Source organism: Brunnivagina elsteri CCALA 953 (assembly GCF_002289455.1).
Lineage (GTDB): Bacteria > Cyanobacteriota > Cyanobacteriia > Cyanobacteriales > Nostocaceae > Brunnivagina > Brunnivagina elsteri.
This window is the reverse complement of the sequence record NZ_NTFS01000278.1, coordinates 1-8,799: the sequence shown is the minus strand read 5'-3', so window position 1 is coordinate 8,799 and position 8,799 is coordinate 1. Positions and strand designations below refer to the sequence as shown.

Here is an 8,799-nt window from a genome sequence, read left to right as displayed (position 1 = left end):
CCCCTTATTAAGGGGAGGGAATTGGATTTGTATTCTATTTCCCCCTTGAAAAGGGGGGCTAGGGGGGATTCAATCTTGTTTTATATGTTCTTTAAAAGAATCAACTAAAAGCTTCCGAAAGGTACTCTGCGGCTGCGGAAACAACCGCGATCGCACTTTCATAATCAAGTCGAGTTGGTCCCAAAACCCCCACACTGCCGAGAGCGATCGCACCACGTCGATAGGTTGAAGAAATCAGCGAACAACTACGTATGGGTTCCAATATGTTCTCCGCACCAATCCGAATTGTCACCTTTTGTTTACCCGCTTCTTCCGCTTCCGGTTCCTCAAAAATCAATCTCCAAAGTTGTTCCTGCTCTTCTTCCAACAGCTGAATAATCGTTTGTACCTGCTGTAATTGGGAAAACTCCGGTTGACGCAGCACCTCGGAAACTCCCCGCACCATTATTTGCGTGTTCCCAGATGTAAAACTACGACGACTAATTTCTGCTAAAGAAGTCTTCAAAAATTCCCCATAATATTGAAATTCCCGATCTAATTCTGTCCAATCAAGATTTGCCAATTCCAACAAACTTTTTCCCCGCAAATGACTGTTCAAAAAGTTTGAGACAATCTGCAATTCCCGATCGATTAACTCTACATCCAGCTTATTCCCATCCCCACGAGAAGGAACATCCAGCACCATCGAATGGGTTTCATAACCATCTGTCACCACAATCAACATCACCTTTCCAGCTTCTATTTGCACCATTTGTAAATGACGCAACACCGCAGTCGTATTTTGCGGCATTGTAATTAAAGTTACACAACCGCTCAAAGTCGCCAAAATCTGCGCTGCACCATGCAACAACGCTTCCAAACTCCAATCCTCACACTTCAAACGTTTTTGGAGGGCTTGCTCGACTTGGGATGTCAACACCTCATTCGGCGTTATTAACTGGTCTACATAGATACGATAACCCGAATCGGAAGGAATTCGACCTGCTGAGGTATGCGGTTGATATAGCAACCCAGCCTTTTCTAATACCCCCATCACATTACGAATTGTCGCAGAACTTACACCAAGGTTGTATTCCTCAAGCAAAGTCTTGGAACCAACTGGTTCTGCGGTAGCAATATAATGTCGCACCGTTGCCCAGAGTATGTGCTGTTGTCGATTAGTTAGCTGGACTTGCATAGGTTATGTTTACTGAAGGCAATTCTTAATAAAACTTTGATAAAGCGAGTCAACTTGAAATTGAGAAAAAGAAAATTAAATTAATATTTAGTGTAAAAAAGATAGCAAATTAAGTTATTCAGAATAGCAAAAGTAAAATAAAGTTACATTGTCGCCACATTAATGACATTATTACGCAAAGTGAAATTATTTGCGGTATTTTTTGACGTAACTAAATCGATTCTGGAAATCAGATTGTAGTAAATTAGACATTGATAAACTTTACTTATACTACTATATTTTCATATGCAGCAACAAAAGGCTGTAGTTTTGATTACTTATTTGATTACTAAAATACTTGTGAAGTTACAGTTATAGCCTGCGTAAAAATGCTGGGTTTGTGATACATATTAGTGAAAATTAATCAAGTGTTACCCAAAACCCTTGGTAAGGGAACACAAAGAAATAGGGCTGGGATACCCCAGTCCTACGATTGATAATTATATAATTGGGATATTTTATTTTCTGGAAGTCCCTTATGGTTAATATTGGGGGATTGAAGGGTCAATAATTATTGAATAGGCATCAATTCCACCAGAAATATTTTTAACATTTGTAAAGCCTTGACTAACCAACCACTGACACATTTGCTGCGATCGCATTCCATGATGGCAGAGAACAAGGGTTTCAGTCTCCATATCCAACTGGGTATGAATTTGCTCTGACCAAGCGGCGAATTCACTCAATGGTAAATTTGTAAAGCCCTCAATGCTGGCTATTTCAATTTCTCTTTGTTCGCGAACATCGACTAATTGCAGTTGAGAACCTTCTGAGGATAGACGTTCTTGGAGTTCTTTAACGTTAATTTGGATAATAGTTGGGTTTGGATGGCTGCCAGTCATGAAATTTTTGTTAACAATACTTAAATAATCCTATTCTTTATCTTGACAAAAAATTGATGAAATGGAGAATTGGTTAATCTTGGATGTGGAATGTAAATGGAAGTTTCCATTGTGATTGATACAGCGAACCTTGTGCTAGCATCAGTTTAAGGCTATTTTTAGGAATATACATGACTAAAGCAGAAGTCTTAGAAGCACTGACAAAAATGACGACAGAAGAACGTTTGGATGTAATTGAACTAGCATCTAAGTTAATTCGTGAAGAAATCCTTACAAAATCAGAATTTACTCCTCAAAAAGAACTGAGTTTAGCTGAAGCTGCCGAAGTGATGCGTTCTTTTTACGAACCAGGAAGTGAGGTGGGTATTTTCGCAGATGGCGATACGGAAGACTTTTATGAATATGAAAATTATGCGTAGAGGTCAAATTTGGCTTTTTAATTCCGATCCTTCTATTGGAGATGAAATTGGTAAAACTCGTCCTGCAATTATTGTTAATAATGATGAAATTGGCACTTTACGCTTAAAAGTTGTTGTGCCAATTACTGCATGGAATGACGCTTTTGCTAGTGTTTTGTGGATGGTTCGATTAGAACCCAATACTGAAAATGGCTTGAGTAAAACTTCTGCTGCCGACACATTTCAAGTTCGTGCGATTTCTCAGCAAAGACTAACTCGCCAAATCGGTATTTTATCAGATGAGCAGATGCAGAATATCAGTAAAGCCTTAGGGATTGTTTTAAGCATTAATTAATTATTTTGTCAATGGATAAATGCGATCGCGTTTCGATTCCCCATCTCAAAAAAAACCTAAAATTTTGAATTGTTTCCTATTTACCCCTTTCCCCCTTGACCCTTTTACCTCTAACCTGGAATTGTTGTTAGGTATTGTATGGAGAGTTATGGGTCGAAGCTTATTCTTTCGTTTCCTGGCAGCAAACTTAATTATGCTGCTGATAAATTTTGCTGTATTCAGCGAAACTACGATTGCCGCTCCTGTTAGCAAAGGAATTAGAGGTGGTGGAGAACAACCATCTGCCGCTATTTTTGTGTCAAAACAAGCTCCTGCGATGGTGTCGATATTAAATCCAGACAAATTACAGGGATTGGAGAAACAAGTCGATATTTCCAAGCTGACAGAGGGTTTGCTGGAAAATTCCGGAATAGATTACCGCAAAGATATACAACCTTGGTTGGGTCGTGAAATTACACTCGCTGTCACCAGTTTAGACTGCGATCGTGACCCTGACAATGGCAAGCAACCCGGTTATTTATTGGCATTAGCAACCAAAGCACCAGAAAAAAGCCGCGAATTTCTCCAATTATTATTTTCCAAGCGAGTATTAGCAGGTGCGGATTTAAATGTGGAAGAATATGCAGGTATAAAAGTTATCGCCGATGATTCCCAATCCGGAAAAGCAATGCTAACTGGTGCGGTTGTTGGTGATAAATTTGTCTTATTCGCAAACGACCCAAAAGTACTACGGGAAGCGATAAATAACGTCCAAGCACCCGATTTAAACTTAACTAGCTCGAATCAGTATCAAGAGGCAGCAAAGCAAATTTCCAAAGGTGCATTCGGGATTGCTTTTTTAAATCTCCCTACCGTTGCCCAATGGCAAGGTTTAAAGTTACCCATCCAAACTTTCGATACTCAACTTGTTTCCCTTTCCTTAGTGGCAAAGGGTTTGTTAGCGGAAACTGTTGCTTTAACCCCCGAAGAAATCCCACCTTCCTCCCAGCAGCTATCAAAGCCTGTCGGAGCATTAAAATATGTACCTGCTGATTTCGGTGTCGTCGTATCTAGTGCGGATTTGAGCAACATTAGTAGTAGCAATCTCGCTCGCTATTGGCAGCAATTTGCTGGTGCTTTATCCGGGAAAGGTGAAGTTAGCATGACTAATTTTGTACAACCTTTAGCAGAAATTCAAAATCGTTGGGGTGTAAACTTATCAGCAGATATATTCAAGTGGGTAAAAGGCGAATATGCAGTTGCATTGATGTCCAACCCCCAGCAAGGAAATCCCGATTGGGTTTTTGTAGTTGAAAAAACACCAGAAACTTCTGATGGTATTTCCCACTTGGATGAAATTGCTGCTAAAAATGGCTTAAACGTTAGCTCGTTCACACTTGACAAGCAACCCATCACCGCTTGGACACAACTAGCTGCTACTACCACAAAAGCTGACGCAAAAACCAAACCATCCTTTAGTATCGAAGCAAAAGCTTATGGAGTACATACTACCATTGGTAATTACGAAATTTTCACCTCATCCTTAGAGACGATGCACGAAGTTGTCGTTGCCAAGGATAATAATTTAATCGAAAGTCGCAATTTCCAGAAAAGTATTGCTACATTTCCCAAACCAAATGGGGGTTATGTATATCTTGATTGGACGAACAGCCAAGATATTCTCCAAAAACAGCTACCAATACTCAAATTGCTGAAAATTGTCGCTAAACCACTATTTGATAACTTGCGATCGCTCACCATCAGCAGCTATGGCAGTGATATTCACTCACTTCAAGGTGGTGTATTTTTTCAACTTGACAATTTGTAGAAAACTGCTTCTCAAGAATGAGCATTTATTCACGTACAATTCCTAACCCATAGTATTTTGTGTCAGATGTAAATCTGGCACAACCCCCAACTTCTTCAAGGGTATTTTTTGTATAATTTATACATGAGTTCAGTTTACATAGATTAAATAGATTAGAATAATGTTGGAGGGATATGATGAATAAACGTCACCCCCGACTCTTACCAATCATCCAAACTAGAAAAATCCAAGTGCGGAATAGTTGGTTACAAGGCGGATGGCTTTTAAGTATTATTACGATATTTGTCAGCACATCCGTATTAGCGGATACTGCTAACTTTGGGACAATTAGTTTGTCACCCGGTTCTGATATACTTAGGTCATCAATATCAGGCTATACAGGGGGTTCCTACTCATTGTCTGCGATCGCAAATCGAGATACAAACAACAAAGCCTGTTTTGGTTTTGCCGATCCAAACCCCGACTACATAGTAGTATTAGAAAAAGATTTTTCTAACTTGAAGTTGTTAGTCAATAGCGGTGGTAATGATACTACAATGTTAATTAAAGCTCCAGACAACACCATATATTGTGGTGATGATACTGGTAAGAATAAAGACGCTAGCATCGACTTTAAAAAATTGAAAGCTGGAAATTACAAAGTTTGGGTAGGGACATTTAATTCCAACGTCAAGCAAAACTATACCCTGACAGTGCAGCAGTAAGGGATTTATCCCATTTTAATATGAAGACGCATAGAAAGAACCCCACCGCCTGTGGCACCTCCCCTTGCTTTACGCGCTACTCTACGAGAAGACGAAGCGTCTACCGCGTTCCCGCAGGGTAGGGGAGGTATATAGAGGGAGGTATAGAGGGATAATGTGCAGCCTTATATAGAATTGATATTACAGGAAAAAAAATACCAATGTTTCGGGTATTTGAATCGATATATTCCTTGTAGCATCACGCAGCAAAGATAATTGTGGTTACTCGATTGGTACATTATTAACAAGCAAGCTCATAATTATTTGAGTATGTAGAGACGTTGCAATGTAACGTCTCTATTTGATTTCAATGTTAATTAATTTTTCCGAACTTTTAATTATGACTAAACTAGTTGTAGCTACAGGAAACCCAGGTAAATTGAAAGAAATGCAAGCTTACCTAGTTGATTCTGGTTGGGAATTAATCCTCAAACCAGAAGAATTAGAAATTGAAGAAACTGGTGAAACCTTCGTAGCTAATGCTTGCTTAAAAGCTTCACAAGTTGCATTGGCTACAGGGAATTGGTCAATAGCAGATGATTCCGGCTTGGCTGTAGATGCCTTAAATGGCGCACCAGGAGTTTATTCAGCCCGTTATGCTGATTCAGATACCGAACGCATAAATAGGTTATTAAAAGAACTCAAGAATGAAGAGAATCGGCAAGCGCAATTTGTTTGTGTAGTTGCGATCGCTCGTCCAGATGGTGCGATCGCATTACAAACCGAAGGAATTTGTCATGGTGAAATTCTTCATACACCTCAAGGTAACGGGGGTTTCGGTTATGACCCCATATTTTACGTACCAGAGCAACACCTAAGCTATGCAGAAATGACACCAGAAATGAAGCGTTCCATAAGTCATCGAGGCAAAGCTTTTACAGAGTTACTCCAAAAGTTACCTAATTTAACCTAAGTAACTCAGACAATTCAGGTAAGCTAAAAAGCACCTAAATCATATATTAAGGCAGGCAGGAATGCCCACCCCACAAGAATTATAATAATTTAGATTATATGATTTAAATGCGGAACAGCTTATTTAGAACTCAATAATCATTGTACAGACGACCCGGTGGGTCGTCTCTCAAAATTTTTAATTCCTAACTCTATTAAACAGCTTCTGTATTTTTTTCACCAGTCCGAATCCGTACAACTTGTTCAACTGGGGAGATAAATATTTTACCATCACCAATTTCACCAGTACGAGCCGCAGCGATGATTTTATCAACTACCATATCAACCTGGTTATCTTCAACGACAATTTCCACCTTCAGCTTTTGCAAAAACTCAACAGTGTATTCCGAACCACGATAACGCTCGGTTTGCCCTTTCTGACGACCAAAACCCCTGACTTCGGAAACCGTCATTCCCACAATTCCAGCATTGACTAAGGCAATTTTCACCTCATCTAGCTTGAAGGGACGAATAATTGCTTCAACTTTTCTCATTTTCTTTTCTCCTTACTTTGAGTAGCTTCGTTTATCTATCTAAGCAGATTTTCTGCTTGTGGCTTGGAACAACAGAGAAATTCTAAAATCGGGATGTACCAATTACCATGCAACTTTCAATATAAATAACACCTGACGGCAGCAAATTTATCAGGTTATGCTAGTTTATTTAATCATCAGGATTTCCAATCCCGATTATTATCAATTTACCATTATTTTGTATATTTCGTAACAGAAGTAATGTTTATTTTCTGATGTTAGACAAATACAGTCATGGGGTGTGAAACTGTTGTAATATCTTTCCCCAATGCTGAAACTACTGCATTAACTGCTTTGATTTTGGAGTAGAGGACGAACAACCAAATAACCAGCACCAAAGGCAGTAAAAACAATCAGTAAAACAGCAATTAGCAGCATCCATCCGTTTGTTTCGCTAGCTTCAGGCTTTTTCTTGGATGGATAATAGCGAACTTCCTGCTCTTCGATGTATACAGGTTTGTTGGTAGGGAAGTAATCAGGAATGACTTGTGGATGAGATGGTTTATTAATTTTTATTTTCTTCGGTACAGGGGAATTTGCTGATGTGCGGGGAGGATAGACTTTTTGGGTACGAACCTGAGAACGTTCTGCGGCAGATGTATGCTTAACTTCATGGTCAAAGTTAGTGAATGCATGAGCTTCTGAATTGTAAACAGTGGATGATTCTGGGACATCTACGAACTGTTTTAACTGTGTGATCGCATTAACCGCTTTCGCAATTTCTTTTCGCACAACTTGATTTTCTTGAGAAAGCTGGTGGTTTCTTAAAGTCAGTGAATTAACCATTTCCCGTGCAGCTTGTAATTCTTCAGCCAAATCACGATATACCGAGAGTGGTACAGATGGAGAATAACTTTGGTTACTTGCAGCTTGAGGATTCGGAACTGAGTTTGTTGTAGTTCGCATAAATTTAGTTAATTTTGAGTTAATTCTTAGTTAATTACCGCAATCAAGGGTAATTCTTATAACAAAAACGGTCTTAAGTCAACAGGCAGTTTACTGAAACCATGCCAAAGGATAACGGAAAATAGCCCCATGAGCAAAGTTTTTTTTTACACTTTATTAAAAATTGGGCATTGAGAATTGGGGATTATTTTTTATACTCCCACTGCCTACTGCCTCCTCCAGCAAAGGATAAAAATGTCCCACAGGTCCTTGTCCTGCACCAATATTTAAAGAATACTTAAGTGCAGTGGTAACGTAATTTTTGGCTTTTTGTACAGATGTGAATAAATTTTCACCCTGAGCCAGATTAGCTGCGATCGCAGATGATAATGTACAACCTGTTCCGTGGGTATTTTTGGTGTCTACTAGCTTCGTAGTCAGGATTTCTAGCTTTTCACCATCAAACCAAATATCAATCCCACGTAAATCTCCCTCCATTCCCCCACCTTTGATTAACACCGCAATGTTAAAATCCCGATAGATAATTTCCGCAGCAGATTTCATCCCATCCAAAGAATTAATCTCCAACCCTGTCAAAATTTGAGCTTCGTAACGATTAGGTGTCACTAAAGCAGCCTTGGGGATTAAATCGTGACAAAGGGTTTTCACCGCATCCCCATCGATTAATTGTACTCCCGTGCGCGATACCATCACCGGGTCTACAACCAAATTCCTCATTTGATTTTTAGCTTGTAACAAACCGACTTGTTCGGCAACTGCGGCAATTATTCCTTGATTGAGCAACATTCCTGTCTTCGCTGCATCCACACCAATGTCCTCCACAACAGCCTGAATTTGAGCCACAACAGCATCAGGAGCCATTGCATCAACCCGTGTGACACCCAAAGTATTTTGCGCGGTTATACAAGTAATCGCGCTAGTTCCATGTACGCAGTGAAATGCAAATGTCCGTAAATCTGCTTGTATTCCCGCACCACCACCTAAACTCATGTTAATCACATCTGCATTGTTATCGGCGGCAAAACGGATTGCTTCGGCGATGTCAGCA

Annotated in this window: 10 protein-coding genes; 5 read left to right on the top strand and 5 right to left on the bottom strand. The window is 39.6% G+C overall.

Annotation, left to right across the window (positions count from 1 at the left end; translation table 11 throughout):
* Positions 1–100: 100 nt before the first annotated feature.
* Positions 101–1,177 (bottom strand): heat-inducible transcriptional repressor HrcA, encoded by a 1,077-nt coding sequence (hrcA, locus tag CK510_RS20935; RefSeq protein ID WP_095723542.1) that lies wholly within the window; start codon positions 1,175–1,177, stop codon positions 101–103.
* A 521-nt stretch (positions 1,178–1,698) separates the two neighbouring features.
* A complete protein-coding gene (locus CK510_RS20930; RefSeq protein ID WP_095723541.1) occupies positions 1,699–2,058 on the bottom strand; it encodes a rhodanese-like domain-containing protein in 360 nt (119 codons plus the stop codon).
* A gap of 170 nt (positions 2,059–2,228) precedes the next feature.
* Here CK510_RS20930 and CK510_RS20925 point away from each other — a divergent pair, with 170 nt between their 5' ends.
* From CK510_RS20925 to rdgB, 5 genes are all read left to right on the top strand, one after another.
* Positions 2,229–2,477 carry a hypothetical protein gene (locus CK510_RS20925; protein ID WP_095723540.1) on the top strand — a complete coding sequence of 83 codons (249 nt, stop codon included), beginning with the start codon at positions 2,229–2,231 and terminating at the stop codon, positions 2,475–2,477.
* Positions 2,455–2,811 (top strand): type II toxin-antitoxin system PemK/MazF family toxin, encoded by a 357-nt coding sequence (locus CK510_RS20920; RefSeq protein WP_245912246.1) that lies wholly within the window; start codon positions 2,455–2,457, stop codon positions 2,809–2,811. The genes CK510_RS20925 and CK510_RS20920 overlap by 23 nt, the downstream gene beginning before the upstream one ends.
* A 148-nt stretch (positions 2,812–2,959) precedes the next feature.
* Entirely contained in the window at positions 2,960–4,618 is a 1,659-nt protein-coding gene (locus CK510_RS20915) for a DUF3352 domain-containing protein (protein WP_095723546.1), read from the top strand.
* A 176-nt stretch (positions 4,619–4,794) separates the two neighbouring features.
* A complete protein-coding gene (locus CK510_RS20910; RefSeq protein WP_373695822.1) occupies positions 4,795–5,322 on the top strand; it encodes a hypothetical protein in 528 nt (175 codons plus the stop codon).
* Positions 5,323–5,701: 379 nt separating this feature from the next.
* The gene (rdgB, locus tag CK510_RS20905) at positions 5,702–6,274 is read left to right on the top strand and encodes an RdgB/HAM1 family non-canonical purine NTP pyrophosphatase (protein WP_095723544.1); all 573 of its coding nucleotides are present in this window, start codon (positions 5,702–5,704) and stop codon (positions 6,272–6,274) included.
* Positions 6,275–6,467: 193 nt separating this feature from the next.
* On the opposite strand, the gene CK510_RS20900 is transcribed toward rdgB, so the two are convergent.
* The 3 genes from CK510_RS20900 to thiD form a co-directional block, all read right to left on the bottom strand.
* Positions 6,468–6,806 (bottom strand): P-II family nitrogen regulator, encoded by a 339-nt coding sequence (locus CK510_RS20900; RefSeq protein ID WP_015197276.1) that lies wholly within the window; start codon positions 6,804–6,806, stop codon positions 6,468–6,470.
* Between the two features lie 324 nt (positions 6,807–7,130).
* Positions 7,131–7,751, bottom strand: a complete 621-nt coding sequence (locus CK510_RS20895) for a hypothetical protein (RefSeq protein WP_095723539.1) — start codon at positions 7,749–7,751, stop codon at positions 7,131–7,133.
* A 156-nt stretch (positions 7,752–7,907) separates the two neighbouring features.
* Positions 7,908–8,799, bottom strand: an 892-nt coding sequence (thiD, locus tag CK510_RS20890) for a bifunctional hydroxymethylpyrimidine kinase/phosphomethylpyrimidine kinase (RefSeq protein WP_342745989.1), incomplete at its 5' end; no start/stop codon positions are given.

Coding starts and splice junctions, on each gene's coding strand:
- hrcA (WP_095723542.1), bottom strand. CDS start 1,177: ATGCAAGTCCAGCTAACTAATCGACAACAGCACATACTCTGGGCAACG.
- CK510_RS20930 (WP_095723541.1), bottom strand. CDS start 2,058: ATGACTGGCAGCCATCCAAACCCAACTATTATCCAAATTAACGTTAAA.
- CK510_RS20925 (WP_095723540.1), top strand. CDS start 2,229: ATGACTAAAGCAGAAGTCTTAGAAGCACTGACAAAAATGACGACAGAA.
- CK510_RS20920 (WP_245912246.1), top strand. CDS start 2,455: ATGAATATGAAAATTATGCGTAGAGGTCAAATTTGGCTTTTTAATTCC.
- CK510_RS20915 (WP_095723546.1), top strand. CDS start 2,960: ATGGGTCGAAGCTTATTCTTTCGTTTCCTGGCAGCAAACTTAATTATG.
- CK510_RS20910 (WP_373695822.1), top strand. CDS start 4,795: ATGAATAAACGTCACCCCCGACTCTTACCAATCATCCAAACTAGAAAA.
- rdgB (WP_095723544.1), top strand. CDS start 5,702: ATGACTAAACTAGTTGTAGCTACAGGAAACCCAGGTAAATTGAAAGAA.
- CK510_RS20900 (WP_015197276.1), bottom strand. CDS start 6,806: ATGAGAAAAGTTGAAGCAATTATTCGTCCCTTCAAGCTAGATGAGGTG.
- CK510_RS20895 (WP_095723539.1), bottom strand. CDS start 7,751: ATGCGAACTACAACAAACTCAGTTCCGAATCCTCAAGCTGCAAGTAAC.